This is a genomic window from Caballeronia sp. SEWSISQ10-4 2, assembly GCF_030464885.1.
Classification (GTDB): domain Bacteria; phylum Pseudomonadota; class Gammaproteobacteria; order Burkholderiales; family Burkholderiaceae; genus Caballeronia.
Genome location: NZ_JALPRJ010000009.1, coordinates 153,549 through 172,742 on the forward strand (window position 1 = coordinate 153,549; position 19,194 = coordinate 172,742).

A 19,194-nucleotide genomic window follows, 5' to 3' on the forward strand; every position below is an offset into this window, starting at 1 on the left:
TGTGTCTTCAGTTCAGAAGTCGGGGTAGAGGCGGCCGCGATTGAAAATGCTCGCGGGATCGAATGCGGCTTTCAGACCGCGATGAATCTTCATCAGCGGGGCGGGCAAGGGCGTGAAGACGCCGGCGTTGCGGTCATACGCCGAGCCCAAGCGGAAGATGGTCGCGTGCCCGCCGGCCTGCTTGGCGCTGATGCGCACGGTTTGCGGATCGGCGTCGGTGATCCACCAGCGTTGCGCGCCGCCCCATTCCATCAGATGTGGACCGGGAAGGTGCATCGGTTCGGCAATCGATGGCAGGGAGAGCCGCCACAACGCGCACTTCGGCGGCAGCACGGCGAAGAACGGGTCGGATTGCTCACGCAAACCGTGCCAGAAACGCTCGGCTTCCACGGCGTCCACCACTTCGCCGCCCAACGATGTGCGCGCCGCTTTTACCGCCGCTTCCGCACCGCCCAGCCGCAGGGCCAGCGTGTGGTCGCGCCAGGCGCTGCCGGTCAGCGGCAACGGATGGCCGCTCCATTCGTTGAGCTTGCGCACGGCGTCGGTGTCGTTCATCTCGAACTTGAGCGTGGCTTCGGCAACGGGTTTCGGCAGGACTTTCACCGACACCTCCAGGATCAGCCCAAGCGTGCCGAGCGAACCTGCGAGCAGCCGCGAGACGTCGTAGCCCGCGACGTTCTTCACCACCTGGCCGCCGAAATGCAGTACGTGGCCCTGGCCGTTCATCACCACCGCGCCCAGCACGAAGTCGCGCGGCGCCCCGGCCGCGGCGCGTCGCGGGCCGGCGAGTCCGGCTGCAATGCAGCCGCCAAGCGTGGCGTTATGCCCGAAGTGCGGGGGCTCGAAGGGCAGCATCTGGCCACATTCGTCCAGTTCCGCTTCGATCTCGCTGAGCGGCGTACCGGCCTTCGCGGTGATCACGAGTTCGGCCGGGTCATATTCGATAATTCCGCGATGCGCCCGCGTATCGACTATCTCGCCTTGCAGCGCCTGCCCGTACCAGTCCTTCGTGCCGCCGCCGCGAATCCGTAGCGGGGTGTTGCTCGCCGTCGCGGCGCGTACACGCTCGGACCAGCTCGCGACAATGTCTTCCTCTGTCATGATGTCCCGCGTTTTATGGCTCTTGGGTCAGTGTATCGGCGCGTTCCTGCACGGCCACTCGTATAAACGTGGATACGTGTCCAGGTCGAACGCCTGGAAACAACCGCCGATACCTGAAAGGGACGTTTACTACCGCGCAACGTTTAGGAGCGCCGCCTAAACATGCCGCTTAAAAGCGTGGAATCTCGGGATGCGGCAGCAAGCCGCCGCGGATATGCATTTTCCCGTACTCGGCGCAACGCGCGCGTGTCGGGATGCCTTTGTCGGGATTGAGCAGGCCGGGGGGATCGAAGGCGCGCTTGATCGCGTGGAACGTGTCGCGTTCTTCCGGCGAAAACTGGACGCACATCGAGTTGATCTTCTCGATTCCCACACCATGCTCGCCCGTCACCGTACCGCCCAGTTCCACGCAGGTTTCCAGGATGTCGCAGCCGAATGCTTCGGCCCGGTGCCATTCGTCCATATTGTTGCCGTTGAACAGGATCAGCGGATGCATGTTGCCGTCGCCGGCGTGGAACACGTTCATGCAACGCAGTGCGTATTTGACCTCCATCTCTTCGATGCGCGCGAGCAGCGGCCCGATCTGGCGGCGCGGCACGGTGCCGTCCATACAGTAATAGTCAGGGGATATACGTCCGGCGGCCGGAAATGCGTTCTTGCGTCCTGACCAGAATTTCAGCCGTTCGGCCTCGGAGCGCGAAATCTGGATGCGATTCGCGCCGAATTCGCGCAGCACCGCCGTCATCCGCACGATTTCCTCCATGACTTCGTCGTGCGTGCCATCCGATTCGCACAGCAGGATTGCCTTGGCGTCGAGGTCGTAGCCCGCTTTCACGAACTCTTCCACGGCGCGTGTGGCAGGTTTGTCCATCATTTCAAGCCCGGCGGGAATGATGCCCGCCGCGATGATCGCTGCGACGGCGTTGCCGCCCTTCACGACGTCGTCGAAACTTGCCATGATCACCTGAGCCGTTTGCGGCTTGGGAATCAGCTTGACGGTGATCTCGGTGACGATGGCAAACATGCCCTCGCTGCCGATCAGCACGGCCAGCAGATCGAGCCCCGGCGCATCGAGTCCGAGCGAACCGAATTCGAGGATCTCGCCTTCCATCGATACAGCCCGCACGCGCATCACGTTGTGACACGTCAGACCGTATTTGAGACAGTGGACGCCGCCGGAATTCTCACTGACATTGCCGCCGATAGTGCAGGCAATCTGCGATGACGGATCGGGCGCGTAATAGAGCCCATAAGGCGCGGCGGCCTCGGATATGGAGAGATTGCGCACGCCCGGCTGTACCGTTGCGGTACGCGCGTACGGGTCGACTTCCACGATCTTGCGAAAGCGCGCGAGCGATAGCACGATTCCATGCCGGATCGGCATGGCTCCGCCCGACAAGCCCGTGCCCGCGCCACGCGGGACGATAGGCACGTCGAGCCGTGCGCAGATTTGTACGACGCGCTGAACCTGGGCTTCGGTTTCGGGCAGCGCAACAGCAAGCGGCAACCGCCTGTACGCCGCGAGCCCATCACATTCATACGCGGTCGTGTCTTCTTCGCGATACAGCAGACAATGCGTCGGCAGCACGGCCATCAACGCCTGGACCACTTCGCGCTGACGTTGCGCCAGCACTTCCGGCGAAAGCTCGGCGGGTGCGTTCATGTCTCCTCCCGGCGGTTTGTGCTCTGGAGTATTTCCAAAAAGCAGATCGTTGATCTTGCACCTGCGCGTCTCTGCCGTCGATTGGGCTAATTACGGGGACGGAGCATCTTTTCGGTCCAGCGCGTTTGTGCACCGGACACCTGCAGCAAACGATCAAGCGTCGTACGAAAAGATCTTGCCCGGGTTCATCAGGTTTTTTGGATCGAGCGCGTGTTTGATCGAGCGCATCACGCTGATTGCGTCCGCGCCGTGCTCCTCGATCATGAAACCCATCTTGTGCAGCCCGACGCCGTGCTCGCCAGTACACGTTCCGCCCATACGCAACGCGCGCTGCACAATGCGGTGATTGATCCGCTCGGCTTCTTCGAACTCTTCGGGCTTGGCGGGATCGAGCAGCATGGCGACGTGAAAATTGCCATCGCCGACGTGGCCGACGATCGGGCACGGCAGCGTGCTTGCCTTCAAGTCCTGCTCCGTTTCGATCACGCATTCGGCCAGCCGCGAGATCGGCACGCAGACGTCCGTGGTCACGGCGCGGCTGCCGGGCTTCAGTTGCAGCATCGCGAAATAGGCATTGTGACGCGCGTTCCAGAGACGGCTGCGGTCTTCCGGCCGAGTCGCCCATTCGAAATCGGTGCCGTTGTTTTGCGCGACGATTTCCTGCACCGTTTCCGCTTGCTCCTTCACGCTGCTTTCCGTGCCGTGGAACTCGAAGAACAGCATCGGCGATTCGCGGAACGTGAGATTCGAATGGCGGTTGATGGCGCGCACCGCGAGCGAATCCAGGAACTCGACACGCGCCACCGGCACACCCATCTGGATGGTTTCGATGGTCGCGCGCACGGCATCACCCATCGACGGAAACGCACACACTGCCGCCGATACCGCTTCCGGTTGCGGATAAAGCCGCACGGTGATTTCGACGATCACACCGAGCGTGCCTTCCGAGCCGACGAACAAACGCGTGAGGTCATATCCCGCCGACGATTTGCGCGCGCGGGTGCCGGTCTTGATAACGCGGCCATCGGCGAGTACGACGGTGAGGCCCAGCACGTTCTCGCGCATCGTGCCGTAGCGCACGGCGTTCGTGCCCGACGCACGCGTGGCCGACATTCCGCCGATGCTCGCGTCCGCGCCCGGATCGATGGGGAAAAACAGCCCGGTGTCCTTCAACGCTTCGTTCAACTGCTTACGCGAAATCCCCGGCTGGACGGTGACCGTCAGGTCTTCGGCGTCTATCGACAATACCTGGTTCAACCCGGACATATCGATGGATACGCCTCCCTGAACCGCCAGCAAATGACCTTCCAGCGACGAACCGTTGCCGTACGGAATGACCGGGACATCGTGTTCGGCACAGAGCCGGACCACGGTCTGGACGTCTTCCGTACTGGTCACGAACACGACAGCGTCAGGCAGTTGCGGATCGAACGGCGATTCGTCGCGGCCGTGATGCTCGCGGACCGCAGCGGTGGTCGAGACACGCTCGCCGAACGCAGCTTTCAGCGCGTCGAGCAGGGCAGTGGGGAAGGTGCGGCGGACAGCGAGCGGCGGGACGGGATGATTCACGGCATGTCTCCGGACATCGGTGCAATGGCATGTTGGGATGCACGAAAACTCGCATCGAAATGCGGGATTCATGCGTTTTATGAGCTTATTTTACGCTGATAGCCCGCATCGAGCCCGCGCCCGGACGTTGCCTATAATGAGCGCGGACGCTGACCGGCGCTCTGTGTCACTTGGAGAACATCATGGGCAATCGCCTGAGCAAGATATCGACGCGCACCGGCGACGACGGCACGACCGGCCTAGGCGATGGCAGCCGCGTGCAAAAGGACGACGCGCGAGTAACCGCGATCGGTGATGTCGATGAACTCAATTCGCAGCTCGGCGTGCTGCTGTGCGAGCCGCTCCCCGACGACGTGCGAGCGGCGTTGGTCGCGATCCAGCACGATCTCTTCGATCTCGGCGGCGAGCTTTGCATTCCCGGCCATTCGATGATCGAGAAATCGCATCTTGCTCGTATCGATGAACGGATCGCCGAATACAACGCAACTCTGCCGCCGCTGAAGGAATTCATTCTGCCCGGCGGATCGCGGGCAGCTTCCCTTGCACATGTCGGCAGGACGGTGTGCCGGCGCGCAGAGCGGTCGATTGTTGCGCTCGGGCGCGTGGACAAGATCAACGCGGCGCCGCGGCAGTACGTGAACCGGCTATCCGATTTGCTGTTTGTGCTGGCGCGGGTGTTGAATCGCGCCGATGGTGGCTCGGACGTGTTGTGGAACCACGAACGGAAGGTTTAGGGCGGCCATGACCGACATGAAGGCTGCGAGAATCCGCAGCCTTCATGTCGGTCACACTCAATCAGTTCCCGTTGCCGCGCGCCACACGCCGCTGCTTCACGGCGTCCGACAGCCCTTCCAGCACGTTCAAGCTGTCTTCCCAGCCGATGCACGCGTCGGTAACACTCTGCCCGTAGGTCAACTCGCAGCCTTCTTTCAGATCCTGCCGTCCGGCAACCAGATTCGATTCCACCATCACGCCGATGATCCGCTCATCGCCGCCTGCGATCTGCCGGCCGATATCGGCGCAAACCGGGATCTGGTTCTCATGCTTCTTCGAACTGTTCGCGTGGCTCGCATCGATCATCAGGCGCGCGGCCAGTCCGGCCTTGCTGATGTCGTTGCATGCGGCGTTCACGCTTTCCGCGTCGTAATTCGGCGTCTTGCCGCCGCGCAGGATGATGTGGCAGTCCTCGTTGCCGGCGGTCGACACGATGGCCGAATGGCCGCCCTTCGTCACCGAGAGGAAATGGTGAGGTTGCGACGCGGCCTTGATGGCGTCGACAGCAATCTTCACGTTGCCGTCGGTGCCGTTCTTGAAGCCGACCGGGCACGACAACCCCGACGCCAACTCCCGATGCACTTGCGATTCCGTCGTCCGCGCACCGATCGCGCCCCACGAAATCAGGTCGGCGATGTACTGCGGGCTGATCATGTCGAGGTATTCGGTGCCGGCCGGCAGACCCAGTTCGTTGATTCGCAGCAGCAATTCGCGTGCGGTCCGCAGACCGTCGTTGATCTTAAAGCTGTTGTCCATGTACGGGTCGTTGATCAAACCCTTCCAGCCGACCGTGGTCCGCGGCTTTTCGAAATACACCCGCATCACGATTTCAAGCTCACCGGCAAAACGCTGGCGCTGCTCGACGAGACGGCCCGCGTATTCCCGAGCAGCCTTGGTGTCGTGGATGGAACACGGCCCGACGATCACGATCAGACGGTCTTCCATGCCGTGGAGGATGCGGTGCATCGACTGGCGCGAGTTGTAGATCAGGGTGGAAACCGGCTCAGCGCAGGCGAACTCGCGGATCAGGTGAGCGGGGGGCGTCAGTTCTTTCAATTCGCGGATTCGGACATCGTCGGTGTTGTGCGGGGGCATGCTGGTTCTCCAGAAACTCGTTTTTGGTGCTGTGTTCGTTGGTCGTTACGTCCGACAGATCAGGGACAGTGCAAAAGTCGTCAAAAAAGTGGGCATAAAAAAACCGCCAGGCTGCGCTGGCGGTTTTTCGGGAAACTTGGGTTCTACAAAAACGACTCACCCCTCTCGATCCGCCAGCGGCTTGAGATGCCAAAAAAAGTAAAAATAAAACTTGGCGGACATGATGGTTTCGGTCGTTTGGGATTGGTTAAGCGTCTGGCTTTATAACCTTAAACACGCGCAGTTGGCAAGTTGTCAGTCTTTAAAATGCGGACAATCCGCGTGGTCGAGCACTATTTCACAGGAAATGTGAGCAATTCATGCGGTTTTCCCGCGCGACGCGCTCATATATCTCATGAGGCGCGGCGCGGGAAAATCAGCGGTTACACGCTCAAACCGTGCCACCTACCGTCATCTTTTCGATGCGCAAGGTTGGCTGACCGACGCCCACCGGCACGCTCTGGCCTTCCTTGCCGCACACGCCCACACCGCCGTCGAGCGCCATGTCGTTGCCGATCATGGTCACGTACTTGAGCGATTCCGGGCCGCTGCCGATCAGCGTTGCGCCCTTCACCGGATAGGTGATCTTGCCGTTCTCGATCATGTACGCCTCGGACGCGGAGAACACGAACTTGCCGTTGGTGATGTCGACCTGACCGCCGCCGAAATTCACCGCATACAAGCCGTTTTTCACCGATGCCAGGATTTCAGCGGGGTCTTTGTCGCCGTTGAGCATGTACGTGTTGGTCATGCGCGGCATGGGCAGGGCGGCATACGACTCACGCCGCGCGTTGCCTGTCACCGGCATCTTCATGAGACGAGCGTTCAGCGAATCCTGGATGTAACCCTTGAGAATGCCGTCCTCGATCAAGGTCGTGCATTGCGTAGGATTGCCTTCGTCGTCGATATTCAGCGAACCGCGCCGGTTCGGCAGCGTGCCGTCGTCGACGACCGTTACGCCCTTCGCCGCCACCCGCTCACCGATACGCCCCGCAAACGCCGACGATCCCTTGCGGTTGAAGTCACCCTCCAACCCGTGGCCGATTGCTTCGTGCAGCAACACGCCCGGCCAGCCCGGTCCGAGCACAACGGTCATTGCGCCGGCAGGAGCCGGGCGCGCATCGAGATTGACGAGTGCCGCGTGTACCGCCTGATCCACGTAGCTGGAGAGGATTTCGTCAGTGAAATAAGCGTAGTCGTAACGCCCGCCGCCACCGCCGCTGCCCATCTCGCGACGTCCGTCCTTTTCGGCGATCACCGTCACGGAGACACGCACGAGCGGCCGGATGTCAGCGGCCAGCGCACCGTCGCTGCGGGCGACCAGCACAACGTCGTATTCACCCGCGAGACCGGCCATGACCTGGACGATGCGCGGATCGCGGCCGCGCGCCATCTGCTCCACGCGTTCGAGCAATTTCACCTTCGCGGTGGCGTCGAGAGAAGTAAGCGGATCGGACGGCAGGTATAGATCGCGGCCGAACACGCCCGTCAGCGAGCTTGCCGACTTGATCTTGTGTTTGCCGCCGCCAGCCTTCGCAATGGCGCGCGTGGCGATAGCCGCCTGACGGATGGAGTCCGGCGACAGGTCGTCCGAATACGCGAACGCCGTCCGGTCACCCGACACGGCGCGCACGCCGACACCCTGATCGATGCTGAAGCTGCCCGATTTGACGATGCCTTCTTCCAGGCTCCACGCTTCGCTGCGCGTGGACTGGAAATAGAGATCCGCGTAATCCACGCGGTGCGTGAAGATCTCGGCCAGCGTGCGCGTAATCGTGGATTCGTCGAGGCCGTAGGGCGTCAGAAGAATCTCTTTCGCGGTGGCGAGATTTCGGATGCCGGGTTCGATGATGTTCATTCGTTGCCTGTGGCGAAGTCTGTGGGGATTAAAAGCATTCTAACGTTCGGGTGTTCGTGCGACATCCTGACAAAATGGAGGGGGTCCTCCGTAAAACAAGCTAACCCAGCACGCGATGGCGATAAGCCGGCAGGCTTTGCCGGACCGACGCGATACGTGCCGCATCAATCGTTCCGGCTACCACGCCCGCGCCTTCCGCCAGCACGGCCACGATTTCGCCCCACGGGTCGATCAGCATGCTGTGGCCCCAGGTCCGGCGGCCGTTTTCGTGTTTTCCGCCTTGCGCGGCGGCGAGCACGTAGCATTGGTTTTCGACCGCACGCGCCTTGAGCAGCGTTTCCCAGTGGGCTTCGCCGGTCGTGTAGGTGAACGCGGACGGCACGACCATCAACGCGCAATCGCCCATTTTTCTGTAAAGCTCGGGAAAACGCAGGTCGTAGCACACCGACAACCCGACGCGCCCGAATGGCGCCTCGAAGGTCTGCACTTCATTGCCTGGACAGATCGTGCGGGCTTCGTCAAAGGATTCCGTGCCTTTCTCGAAGTTGAACAGATGAATCTTGTCGTAGCGGGCGACCTGCTTGCCGGCGGGATCGAAGACCAGCGTGGTATTGAGCACACGGGATGCTTCAGACGACTCCAGCGGCAAGGTCCCACCGATCACCCATACGCGATGTTCGCGCGCCGCGTCCGCCAGGAACTGCTGGATCGGGCCGTGGCCGGGCGTTTCGCGGATTGCCAGTTTGTCCGTGTCCTTGAAACCCATGTAGCAGAAGTATTCCGGCAGCAGCACAAGCTGCGCGCCGTCGCGCGCGGCTTCGGCAATCAGCCTCCCGGCTTCCGCAATATTGCGCTCACGATCCGGCGCGCTCACCATTTGCAGCGCGGCAACATGGAACGTGCCGAGGGTGCTTTCGCTTGAACTTTCGCTCATGTCAGCCTGCTAAAAAGGGGGCGCGATGATGATCGAAATCGCCTGCCGCCAACCTTTAAACCGCTCAGTTGGGCACGGCTTCAGCGGGAGTTTCGATCTTACCCTGATCGCCTTTCACCCGCTGAATGACCGGTTTCGACCACGAGCCTGTAATGGAATAGTCGATGGTGAACGCTTTTCCAATCGACTTCGACAGCAGCAGATCGGCCACCAGCGTGCCGAGCCCGAGCAAAGGATTGATCACCGCTGCGCCCAGCGCCACGGCGCCCGCGCTGACCGTCGGGATGATCTTGGCGTGCAGGTCCTGCGTTTCCTTCGGCAGATTGACCAGTCCCTTCAGTTCGACGCGCGCGGGCGCCGTGATCATCGTGAAATCGTTGGTGCGGCCGATGCCGTTCTGAACCACGCCCGAGCCAGTGATCTTGTCGAACGGCAGCCCCTTGCCAACCACGTCCTGGAAATGCAGCGTGAGAAAGTGCGCCAGACTTTGCAGGCTGAGCACGCCGAGCAATTTGGCCGCGCCCGGATTGACCTTGAGAATCTGGCCGTGATGCAAGTCGACGTCCACCTTGCCGTTGAGCGTGGACAGATCCACGGCGGCCGGGCTGCCGTCCCAGCCGAGCTGGCCCGATACCGTGCCTTTGCCGTTCTTCACGGTGCGCGGCAGGCCCAGCCGTTCGACCAGCGCACCGGCATCCATGATGTCCAGCTTGAAATCGAGCGCGGTGCGGCGGGGGGCGTTGTCGTCGGCGTCGGGCGGATAACCCACGGGACCGCTGATCGTGCGCCAGTTGGCCGTGGCGGAGAGCTTCGCGTCCGGGTTGGTCAGGTCCAGCTTGTCCAGATACCAGACCGGCACCTTGTCCTCCACGTCGTTGCGCGCGTCGACTTCCAGACGCCCGAGCGTGCGTCCGCGCACCACGAGTTCGTTCACGATCAGGTCGATTGACGGCATGTTTTTCGGCGGCTTGCGGATCATCTGTCCGACCAGATCGGTTTCCTCTTTACCGGGAATCACGACTTTGCTGAATCGCGCCTGCAACGCGCCCGGACTTTCCTTCGTTGCACCGGGCATCCACTCGGCATTTCCCGTCACCTGATCCGACGCAATGTTCGCCTGCCACTTGCGGTCATCGCCACGATTGGCTCCGATCGATACATCTTTCCAGCGCCGGTTGAGCAGCTTGACCGTGGTGAAATGCAGCGCGAAGCGATTGGGCACGAACTGCTTCACGATCTGGGATTGAGTCTTCGGGTCGGGTTGCGGCATCGGCCCTAGTTCGGCGATGAATTTGCGCCACGCATCGGCATCGAGTTCGTCGATATCCACCGCGACCGTCACGCCTTGCGCCGGCAGATCGGCCGGCTTGTTCACGCCGATAGCACCACGCTCAACGGTCGGCGCCTCCTTGCCAACCCGCTTGAGCACATAGTGCGCATTCACCGGCCCGAGCGTGAGTTTCGCGTCGTGCTCCAGCGATGATCCGGCGACCGGCACGAACGTGAAGGCGAACGGCATTGGCGTGCCTTCGCTCTTGTTGAAGGGTGCGGGGAAGTCCAGCCCGAGGCCGGTCAGATCGGAACTGGCCTCGACGCGCGGCAACGCGTTTTTCATGCCGCGCAGATGCAGGTCGTACGGCGCGGTGCCGCTGATGTGCTTGAGAATTTGTGCAGCCTGCGCCTGATCGCGCGCGTTCAGGCCCTTGGCAGCATCGGCGCCTATGCGGCCGCTTACGTCGAAGGCGTAACTGCCGTCGGGTTTCACGTTGCCTGTGCCACGCACGTCGCCGCCCAGCAATTTCGCGGTGAGGCCATCGAGCGACACGGTCTTTTCGCCGAACCTCGCTCGCCCTTTGAGATCGGATAGCGGCGGAAATGCGCCGTATGCGAAGTCGTTACCATTAAACGTGAGCGCGCCTTTATAGCCTACGTGCTGCCGCATGCCCGGCGGCGGCGCGACACGCGGAATCAGCAGTTGCAGCGCCAGCGCGGCGTTGCCGGTTGCCTGAATCTTCGTTGCCACGTGGTGCGAGAGCGAGCCGAGCGAACTGTCTTCCACATAACGCAGCATGTCGGTGACCGGACCGCGCGCGTCGGCGTCGATCACCAGCTTCGATTCACGATTGCCCAGGTCCTCAATACGCCCCGTTGTCTTGACCACGCTCACGCCGAGATAACGGCCGCGTGAAATGTCGAAGCCCAGCTTGTTTTCGGCGAGATGAAACGTCCCGTCGATACCATCGAACGCCGGCCACACATTCGGCGTCCCGTTCGCCATGGTCTTGGGCGGATAGGGCGTCGGCTCGAACTTGCCGCCGGTGAACGGTGCGACGATGCGAAACTGGCCGGCATCGGGGAACTTTGAGTAGGGGAATTTCGTGAGGTCGCCGTGAATCTCGATAGTGGCGTTGCGCGAGATGCCGGCTTGCAAGGCGTGGCCCAGATACAGGCGCAATTTTTCGCTGATGCTGGTCGGCAGATAGTGCACAAGGCTCGTCACGTTCAGGCGCGCCGCCTTTGCCTTGAGATCGAGGGAACCGCGGCCTTCACCCTCGTTCCGATATTCCGCCGTCGCGCTCGCCTCGGTATCCGCGTTCCTGACGTGCAGCGTCTCCACGTGCGCGGCAATCGCCTTGTGTGGCTTGCCGGGTGCGTTGGTGAGGGTCCAGGTCACGCGGCCGTCGGCCTGATCGAGCACGAGACGCGGGTTATCGAAGACGCCGGGCACGGTGATCGCGGTGTTCTTCGTATCGATGATCGCGCTGCCGTGATCCTGGTCGGCATCAATACTGCCCCACAGGTTCTCCACACCCGGAATCCCGGCCCGAGGATGGTTGTTGATCGTCAATCCCGGCGGCGGCTCCTGGGCCTGCATACTCACGCCGTGCAAGTCGCCCTTTAGCGTGTAGCGCATCGGCGGTTCTGCGCCTGTCTGGCGCTGAGCTCGCGCTTGTGCGTCGGTTGTGGGCCTGGGGCGCTCGGTTTCCAGTGTGTAATTCGCGATCTGGCCACGCGGGTTGAAGCGGATCAGATCATTCTGCAACTTCGCCGGCAAAGGCAGTGCGCGCAAGAATTCTCCGAGAATGCCGAGATCGACGACATCGCCGGCCACGCCGAACATCTGCCCGCGCTTCAGGCTCGCCGCGCGGTATCGGCCGGTCAGCGTGTGCAGGGCGAGGAGGCGCGACACTGGCGTGCCGTCGGCCAGCGGTGGCTGGCCGAGTTCCGCGTGCAGGTTCGCGAGCTGCAGCGTGTATTCGTCGTCCTGCAGCGCGAGATTCCAGTTGAAGTCCGCGATCGGCACGTCGAGGCGCGGCTGCGTCGGACGCACGCGCAACGCGATGTCAGTTCCGGTCAGGTTGCCGCCCGCCGTTTGCAGCTTGCCGCTCGCGAAGTCGAGCCAGATGCGGTTGTCGAAACGGCCGCCGTAGGTGGCGAACGGCATCGTCACGTAGCGCGAGAGCATGGGCAGATCGACAGGACCCGTCGACAGATACGCTTGGCCCGTCCAGTTCGCCGGCCGGCCGGGCACGCTGAAGTGCGGCGTCCGGAAGTCCGCGCGAAAATCGAGCGGTCCGTGCAGCAGGTCGCCGTCGGGGGACGCCTGCAAGGCAACCCGGTGATGCGAGCCGTCGTTCAGAATGGCGAGCTTAATGCGCTTGAGCGCGAGTTCCGGTGCGCTGCGCTCGCCGTCGTGCCAGCGCAGCGTGCCGTCGCGCAGCACAATGGCTTGCTGCCTCAGCAGCCAGGTCATGAACGCGTCGTTGCCCGTGTGTTTCGCCTGGATCGGCACGCCGGCCACGCTGAACGCTCCGTCGGCGGCGCGGGAGATGACGACATCGGGGCCATCGACGGTGAGATTCGAGAGGACAGGGATGGGACCCAGCAGCGAGCGCCACGCGACCGTGGCGCTGGCGTGCGGCACGGCGAGACCCGGCGTGCCGTCAGCGGCGTCGATCCTGAGATTGTCGATATCGAACGAAGGCTGGATGCCGGACCACTTCGAGGTGAGGCGTCCTATATGCAACTGTGCATGGATTTTCGACGACACCATCTGCTCGATGCGCGGCCTGAACGCATCGATCTGGGGAAGCACGGCATAACGCAGCGCGAGGTAGATGCCGGCGACCGCGAAATACACTACGGCGACCAGCACCAGAAGGACTTTCAGCGCCCGCGATAGTGCGAGCTCGGCGCGACCACCTAGCTTCACAGGTACAGCTTCGGGTGGGTCGGCGAATTCCTTTCGGTCGGACATGCTGCGGCGGGTCGGCGATATGGTAGGTTTTCGAGATTTGACGTTGAAATGTAACACAGCGCGCATCGCAAAAAACTGCGGGAAGACGCTACGATGCGGCCGCTAAGCCGCGCCAGATGGCGTTTTGCGCATCTCGCGCGTGTTTGCGCAAAAGCCCCGGCATGCTGCCGGACTGGTATGTGAGCAATACGTGAGCAATGAGTGAGCCCGACCTTTCATGACCGACGCCGTTTTGCTGAGTTCCAGCACTTCCCACTACGCCGCGCGCATGTACGCAGCGCGTCCCGACTTGCCGGCGGCATTGGCCGAATGGTCGAAAGCGCCCATTCGCCGCGCGTGGATCGAAGCGCGGCTGAATGCGTTGTGCGACGAATGTTCGGCGTCGTCTTCAGGGGAGTCTTCAGGGGCGTCTTCAGGCAGCGGCCGGCTTGATGAAGCCGCGCTCAAGACCGCGCTTCGGCGGCTGCGCATCGAGGTCTTCTGCACGGTGATGGAACGCGATCTCGCCGGCCTTGCGCCTGTTGCCGAAGTCACGGGCGCAATGACCGATCTCGCCGAGCTGACCATCCAGCGCGCGCTTGCCGTGTTGTCGGCGGATCTGGAGGTCATGTTCGGCGAGCCGCGGGGACCGGATGGACAGCGCCTGACGCTGGGTGTCGTGGGAATGGGAAAACTCGGCGGGCGTGAGTTGAACGTGTCGTCGGATATCGATTTGATCTTCGTTTATGAAGAAGACGGTGAGACGACTGGCGGCGAGCGCGCGGCGATATCGACGCAGGAATATTTCACGCGGCTCGGCCGCAAGCTGATAGGTGCATTGGCCGAGGTGACGGAAGACGGTTATGTCTTTCGCGTCGATATGCGTCTGCGTCCGAACGGCGACGCCGGTCCGCTCGCGTGCGGGCTCGGCATGCTCGAAGAGTATTTCTATGTGCAGGGCCGCGAGTGGGAGCGATATGCGTGGATCAAGGGGCGGCTGGTGTCGGAGAGCGAGAGCGAAGCGGCGCAGCGGCTCGCGACGCAACTCGACGGGCTCGCCAAGCCGTTTATCTATCGGCGTTATCTCGACTATGGCGTGATCAGCGCGATTCGTGCGCTGCATCTGCAGATCCGTCAGGAAGCGCAGCGGCGTGCGTCGATGCGTCCCGACAAAGCCGACGACATCAAGCTCGGCCGCGGCGGCATTCGGGAGATCGAGTTCAGCGCCCAGGTGTTTCAATTGATTCGTGGCGGCCAGATTGCCGACCTGCGGATTCGTCCGACCTTGTCCGTGCTGAATCGCGCGGCGGCGCACGGGTTGATATCGGCGACTGTGTGCAGCGAACTCAGCGAGGCCTATTTGTTTCTGCGCAAGCTCGAGCATCGCTTGCAGTATCGAAGCGATGCCCAGACGCACGCGATGCCGGTCGCGCCGGAGGACCGCGCGGTGCTCGCCAAAACGATGGGTTTCGCCGATTACCCCGCGCTCACGGAAGCGCTGGAGGCGCATCGGGCGCGCGTGGAACATCAGTTCGACCAGATTTTCGCCGACAAGGTGAAGGGCGATGGCGGTTGCGCGGTCGCGGAAGATTCGGCGGCGTCGTGGGTCTGGAGCAGCGCGCTTGCCGACGACAGCGCCGAAGAGCAGTTACTCGAACGCGTGACGGAACTCGGTTTCACCGATGCCCCCGCCGTGCTGGCACGTTTGCGCAGCGTGTGGACATCGACGCGGTATGAAGGTTTGCCCGAGCGCAGCCGTGAACGTTTCGATATCGTCGCGCAGCGCGCGCTCGAAGCCGCACAGCGTGCCCAGCCGCCCGAACGGCGCGGCGACACCATCGCCCGGCTGTTCGACCTGCTCGAAGCGGTCAGCCGGCGCGGCGCTTATCTTGCCTTGCTGACCGAATATCCGACGGCGCTCGAGCGGGTATTGTCGGTGCTTGGTGCATCGCGTTGGGCGGCGGGTTATTTGATTCGCCATCCGCAGCTTCTCGACGAATTGCTCGACGACGAGGTGATCGCGAGCCCGTTCGACTGGTCGCAGTTCCGCGAGACCTTGCGTGCGCAGATTGCCGCCGCCGATGGCGCCGAGCAGCAGATGAACTTGCTGCGGCACGCGCATCAGGCCGAGGTGTTTCGCATTCTGCTGATCGATCTGGGCGGCAAGCTCACCGTCGAACATGTGAGCGATTTGTTGTCGGCGCTGGCTGATGCGGTGCTCGATGTCACTATCGAAACGGTGTGGTCGCAGTTTCCCAAGCGCCATCGCGAGGTGCCGCGTTTTTCTGTGATCGCTTACGGGAAGCTGGGCGGGAAGGAGCTTGGCTACGCTTCGGACCTGGACCTGATCTTTCTCCACGACGACCCCGAAGAAGCCGCCGCCGATATCTACGCGATGTTCGCGCGCCGCCTCGTCACGTGGCTTACCACGGCTACGGGCGCGGGCACCTTGTTCGACGTCGATTTGCGGCTGCGTCCAAATGGCGAATCGGGTTTGCTGGTGACGAGTCTGGAATCGTTCCGGCGTTATCAGATTCGTGAAGGCGATGCCGCGAATACGGCGTGGGTCTGGGAGCATCAGGCGTTGTCGCGTGCGCGTTATTGCGCCGGCGATGCCGAGATTGGCGCGCGTTTCGAGGAGATTCGCGCTCAGGTTCTCACGATGCCGCGAGATGCTGCCGCGCTCGCGCAAGAGATCGTCGCGATGCGCGAACGGGTGGACGCCGGGCATCCGAACCGGAGCAGGTTATTCGACTTGAAGCACGATCGCGGCGGGATGGTGGATATCGAGTTCATCGTGCAGTTTTGGGTGTTGCTGCACGCGCGGGAAGACGCCGAATTCGTGCGTAATATGGGCAATATTTCGCTGTTAGGGAGGGCCGCGGAGTTTGGGTTGATTAGCGCCGATGAGGCCGAAACGGTGGCGGCTGCGTATAGGCGGTATCGGAAGTTGCAGCACACGTTGAGGCTCGACGGCATGGAGAAGGCGCGCGTGGAACCGGACGTGGTTGCCGCGGAGAGGGAAGCAGTGATGGGGCTTTGGACGCGAGTGTTTGGGTAGGTGTTTTTGCTCGCGGCCGGACGGGCGAGCTTCCGTTGGTCGGTGACGAGGGAACCTCCCTGCGCCACCGGTGCGAGCCTATGCAGCCAGCATTTCCTTCGCATGCTTGCGCGTGGTGGCCGTGATCTCCAGCCCGCCGAGCATCCGTGCGACTTCCTCCACGCGCTTCGATTTATCCAGTGGCGTGACGGTGCTGACCGTCCCGCCCGTAGAGTCTCCGGTTTTCGCCACCTGGAAGTGATGATCGCCACGTGCCGCGACTTGCGGCAAATGCGTGACGCACAGCACTTGCCGGTCGCGGCCGAGTTGATGCAGCAAACGTCCTACAACTTCCGCGACGCCGCCGCCAATTCCCGTATCCACTTCGTCGAAGATCAACGTCGGAGTAGGGCTCGCCGTGCTTGCAATCACCGCCAGCGCGAGACTGATCCGAGCGAGTTCGCCGCCCGACGCGACCTTGGCCAGCGGCCGCAACGTCACGCCTGCATGACCGGCCACCCGGAATTCGATCTGTTCGAGCCCGTTCGCGCCACCCTCCGCGAGCGGCACGAGTGCGACTTCAAAACTCCCGCCGACCATCGATAATTCCTGCATACCCTGGGTGACGGCCTTGCCAAGCGACTTCGCGGCTTTCCCGCGCGCCTTCGACAACACCGTTGCCTCCGCCAGATAAGCCTCTTTCGCCTTGGCCACCGCGGCGCGCAATGCATCGAGATCGGCGGCGGCATCGAGCGCGGCTAATTGCTTGCGCCGCTCGGCATGTTCCTCGGGCAAGGCTTCGGGCTGCATGCGGAACTTGCGCGCCGCCGAATGCAATTGCTCCATCCGATGCTCGACCTGCGCCAGTCGGTTCGGATCGAGTTCGAGCCGCTGGGCGTAATGCGAGAGCGAATACGACGCTTCCTGCAATTGAATTTCGGCAGGTTCGAGCGAGGCGAGCACGTCGGCGAGCGCGGGATCGATATCGACCAGACTCCGTAGCTTCGACACGATCGCGGAAAGCTGCGTGATCATCGCTTCGTCCGACTCGGACAGCGCGTTCAACGCACCCTGCACACCATCGATCAAACTAGCCGAATGCGACAGCCGATGATGCTCGGCGCTCACTTCTTCCCACTCGCCCGGCTGTGGCGCGAGCTTGTCGAGTTCGCTCAATTGCCACGCGAGACGCTCCCGCTCCAGCTGTAACTCGCGATCGCGGTTCTGCGCCAGCTCCACCGCATGCGTCGCGTCGCGCCATACCCGATGCGCTCGCGCTACTTTTTGCGCGCTGTCGAGGAGGCCCGCGTGGGTATCGAAGAGTTCGCGCTGGGCGTCCGGACGCATCAACAATTGATGCGCGTGCTGGCCGTGGATATCGACGAGCATTTCGCTCAATTCGCGTAACTGCACGAGCGTGGCCGGTGTGCCGTTGATAAACGCACGCGAACGCCCGCTCGAATCGACCACGCGCCGCAGCATCACGGTATCGGCGTCGCCGACGGCGAGCGCGTGCTCGTCCAGCCAGCGCGATACCTGCGCGTGAGTCGAAAACTCGGCCGTGATATCCGCGCGCGCCTCGCCGGTGCGCACGATGCTCGCGTCTGCCCGGGCGCCGAGCGTGAGCGCGAGGGCGTCGATGAGAATCGACTTGCCGGCGCCGGTTTCGCCCGAAAATACGGTGAAGCCGCGCTCGAACTCGAGGTCTAGCGCGGCGACAATGACGAAGTCGCGAATCGAGAGATGGCGGAGCATGGGCGTCTTAGAGTTTCGTGGCGTCTTCGTGCGAGGGATATTCGTTCCAATGCAGCTTTTTGCGCAGCGTGGCGTAATGGCTATAACCGACCGGATGCAGCACCGGCACGGTATGGCGCGAACGCCGTACTTCAATGGTGTCGTTCAGTTCGACAGCGGTAAAAGACTGCATGTCGAAATTCACGTTTACGTCGCGCCCGCCAATAATTTGAATATCGACTTGCGAGTCGTCGGGCAGAACGATCGGTCGGTTGGACAGCGAATGCGGCGCGATGGGCACAAGTACGAAACCCTGCAATTGCGGATGCAGGATCGGCCCGGAGGAGGACAGTGCGTACGCGGTCGAACCCGTTGGCGTGGCGACGATCAGGCCGTCCGAGCGCTGGTTGTACATAAAGCGCCCATCTACCGAGACGCGCAGTTCCGCCATGCCCGAAAAGCCGCTGCGATTCACCACGACGTCGTTGAACGCAAGCGCGTGATAGATCGGCACACCGTCCCGGACAATGCGAGCCTCGAGCAAGGTCCGCTCTTCGCGCTCGAAACTGCCGGCCAGCATCTGCGGCACGAGTTCTTGCATTTCCGCCAGCGTGATGTCCGTGATGAAACCGAGCCGCCCGTGGTTTACACCGATCAGCGGCGTGCGATACGGCGCGAGTTGCCGGGCAATACCGAGCATGGTGCCGTCGCCGCCGAGCACGACCGCCGCGTCCGCGCGCGCGCCGATTTCGGGCGCGGTCAACGCCGGGTAGTCGGTCACGCCGACGTCCTGCGCCGTTTCCGCTTCGAACACGACGTCAAAGCCGCGTTTCGCGATACAAGCGGCGAGCGCCGTCAGCGGCTCCTTGATGCCGGGCGTATTGTTGCGCCCCACGAGCGCGACAGTCTTGAATTGGGTACCAATTTCCATGCCGGCATTACACCATAGGTGAGTGTCGAAAAGAACCGTGAGCCGCGTCCGTAACACCTCCGGGTTGCCTCGGGTTGCGTCCGCGGTGTCTTGGTACGCTAAGCCTCAGGCTCGACGGCGAATTGTCGTTAGAATGGTGTAGATCATGAATTGATGACGGGTGAGTCAACTACCCCGCCCTGAAGGGCGGAGCTTGCAGAATACCGCGAGCTCAGGTTG

Annotated in this window: 11 protein-coding genes; 2 read left to right on the forward strand and 9 right to left on the reverse strand. The window is 62.4% G+C overall.

Translation table 11 applies throughout. The annotated features are described in order from the left end of the window. Window positions 1-12: 12 nt before the first annotated feature. The 3 genes from glcE to M0D69_RS08740 all read right to left on the reverse strand — a co-directional run bounded on the left by glcE (window position 13) and on the right by M0D69_RS08740 (window position 4,333). Complete coding sequence (gene glcE, locus M0D69_RS08730) at window positions 13-1,101, reverse strand: glycolate oxidase subunit GlcE (protein WP_301781626.1); 1,089 nt, start codon at window positions 1,099-1,101, stop codon at window positions 13-15. Between the two features lie 169 nt (window positions 1,102-1,270). Further along, window positions 1,271-2,764, reverse strand: a complete 1,494-nt coding sequence (locus tag M0D69_RS08735) for an FAD-linked oxidase C-terminal domain-containing protein (protein ID WP_301781627.1) — start codon at window positions 2,762-2,764, stop codon at window positions 1,271-1,273. Between the two features lie 153 nt (window positions 2,765-2,917). Beyond that, window positions 2,918-4,333, reverse strand: a complete 1,416-nt coding sequence (locus M0D69_RS08740; protein WP_301781628.1) for an FAD-binding oxidoreductase — start codon at window positions 4,331-4,333, stop codon at window positions 2,918-2,920. Between the two features lie 182 nt (window positions 4,334-4,515). Between M0D69_RS08740 and M0D69_RS08745 the strand changes: the two genes are divergently transcribed. After that, window positions 4,516-5,067: a cob(I)yrinic acid a,c-diamide adenosyltransferase gene (locus M0D69_RS08745; RefSeq protein WP_301781629.1), complete on the forward strand. Its 552-nt coding sequence runs from the start codon at window positions 4,516-4,518 to the stop codon at window positions 5,065-5,067. A 61-nt stretch (window positions 5,068-5,128) separates the two neighbouring features. Here the strand turns inward: M0D69_RS08745 and aroG are convergent, their stop codons facing one another. The 4 genes from aroG to M0D69_RS08765 form a co-directional block, all read right to left on the reverse strand. Next, a complete protein-coding gene (aroG, locus tag M0D69_RS08750; protein WP_301781630.1) occupies window positions 5,129-6,202 on the reverse strand; it encodes a 3-deoxy-7-phosphoheptulonate synthase AroG in 1,074 nt (357 codons plus the stop codon). 430 nt (window positions 6,203-6,632) lie between these two features. Next, window positions 6,633-8,099, reverse strand: a complete 1,467-nt coding sequence (tldD, locus tag M0D69_RS08755) for a metalloprotease TldD (RefSeq protein WP_301781631.1) — start codon at window positions 8,097-8,099, stop codon at window positions 6,633-6,635. A 100-nt stretch (window positions 8,100-8,199) separates the two neighbouring features. Next, entirely contained in the window at window positions 8,200-9,033 is an 834-nt protein-coding gene (locus M0D69_RS08760) for a carbon-nitrogen hydrolase family protein (protein ID WP_301781632.1), read from the reverse strand. Between the two features lie 64 nt (window positions 9,034-9,097). After that, window positions 9,098-13,291, reverse strand: a complete 4,194-nt coding sequence (locus M0D69_RS08765) for a YhdP family protein (protein ID WP_301781633.1) — start codon at window positions 13,289-13,291, stop codon at window positions 9,098-9,100. A 217-nt stretch (window positions 13,292-13,508) separates the two neighbouring features. On the opposite strand from M0D69_RS08765, the gene glnE reads away from it, so the two are divergent. Then, window positions 13,509-16,331 carry a bifunctional [glutamate--ammonia ligase]-adenylyl-L-tyrosine phosphorylase/[glutamate--ammonia-ligase] adenylyltransferase gene (glnE, locus tag M0D69_RS08770; RefSeq protein ID WP_301781634.1) on the forward strand — a complete coding sequence of 941 codons (2,823 nt, stop codon included), beginning with the start codon at window positions 13,509-13,511 and terminating at the stop codon, window positions 16,329-16,331. A gap of 78 nt (window positions 16,332-16,409) precedes the next feature. Here glnE and recN read toward each other — a convergent pair whose 3' ends face one another. Beyond that, the gene (gene recN / locus M0D69_RS08775; RefSeq protein WP_301781635.1) at window positions 16,410-18,065 is read right to left on the reverse strand and encodes a DNA repair protein RecN; all 1,656 of its coding nucleotides are present in this window, start codon (window positions 18,063-18,065) and stop codon (window positions 16,410-16,412) included. A gap of 7 nt (window positions 18,066-18,072) precedes the next feature. After that, window positions 18,073-18,975 carry an NAD kinase gene (locus M0D69_RS08780; RefSeq protein ID WP_301781636.1) on the reverse strand — a complete coding sequence of 301 codons (903 nt, stop codon included), beginning with the start codon at window positions 18,973-18,975 and terminating at the stop codon, window positions 18,073-18,075. Between the last annotated feature and the right edge of the window lie 219 nt (window positions 18,976-19,194).

Bases quoted from the DNA above. Each gene is read 5' to 3' on its own strand.
- glcE (WP_301781626.1), bottom strand. From the start codon at position 1,101: ATGACAGAGGAAGACATTGTCGCGAGCTGGTCCGAGCGTGTACGCGCC.
- M0D69_RS08735 (WP_301781627.1), bottom strand. From the start codon at position 2,764: ATGAACGCACCCGCCGAGCTTTCGCCGGAAGTGCTGGCGCAACGTCAG.
- M0D69_RS08745 (WP_301781629.1), top strand. From the start codon at position 4,516: ATGGGCAATCGCCTGAGCAAGATATCGACGCGCACCGGCGACGACGGC.
- aroG (WP_301781630.1), bottom strand. From the start codon at position 6,202: ATGCCCCCGCACAACACCGACGATGTCCGAATCCGCGAATTGAAAGAA.
- tldD (WP_301781631.1), bottom strand. From the start codon at position 8,099: ATGAACATCATCGAACCCGGCATCCGAAATCTCGCCACCGCGAAAGAG.
- M0D69_RS08760 (WP_301781632.1), bottom strand. From the start codon at position 9,033: ATGAGCGAAAGTTCAAGCGAAAGCACCCTCGGCACGTTCCATGTTGCC.
- M0D69_RS08765 (WP_301781633.1), bottom strand. From the start codon at position 13,291: ATGTCCGACCGAAAGGAATTCGCCGACCCACCCGAAGCTGTACCTGTG.
- glnE (WP_301781634.1), top strand. From the start codon at position 13,509: ATGACCGACGCCGTTTTGCTGAGTTCCAGCACTTCCCACTACGCCGCG.
- recN (WP_301781635.1), bottom strand. From the start codon at position 18,065: ATGCTCCGCCATCTCTCGATTCGCGACTTCGTCATTGTCGCCGCGCTA.
- M0D69_RS08780 (WP_301781636.1), bottom strand. From the start codon at position 18,975: ATGGAAATTGGTACCCAATTCAAGACTGTCGCGCTCGTGGGGCGCAAC.